Here is a 418-nt window from a genome sequence, read left to right as displayed (position 1 = left end):
CCGGATGTCTTGCAAAGACAGGGACATTATCCGCCGCCTGCCGGTGCCTCCGATTTGCCGGGGCTGGAAGTAGCCGGTGATGTCGTGGTGGTTGGTGAAGGTGTTGAGCGCTACAAGGTCGGTGATGCGGTTACCGCACTACTGGCTGGTGGTGGCTATGCCGAATATGTCACGGTTCATGAGGGGAATGCCCTGCCGCTGCCATCGGGCTATGGCTATGTGGAAGCCGCCGCTCTGCCGGAAACATTATTCACTGTCTGGCACAATGTGGTGCAGCGCGGCCAATTACAGGCTGGTGAGACCTTGCTGATTCATGGCGGCAGTTCCGGTATCGGGACGACGGCGATCCAGCTTGGCAAAGCACTGGGCGCTAAAGTGATTATCACCGCCGGTTCCGCTGAAAAATGCTCTGCCTGTC

At 58.4% G+C, this 418-nt stretch carries 1 protein-coding gene; it reads left to right on the top strand.

Annotated features, from left to right (window positions below):
* Positions 1-418 (top strand): alcohol dehydrogenase catalytic domain-containing protein (locus tag HBA93_RS18850; RefSeq protein ID WP_502910140.1); only part of this gene is annotated, 418 nt, incomplete at both ends.

The organism is Ochrobactrum sp. SFR4 (assembly GCF_019730395.1).
Lineage (GTDB): Bacteria > Pseudomonadota > Alphaproteobacteria > Rhizobiales > Rhizobiaceae > Pseudochrobactrum.
This window is presented reverse-complemented; position numbering and strand designations above follow the sequence as displayed.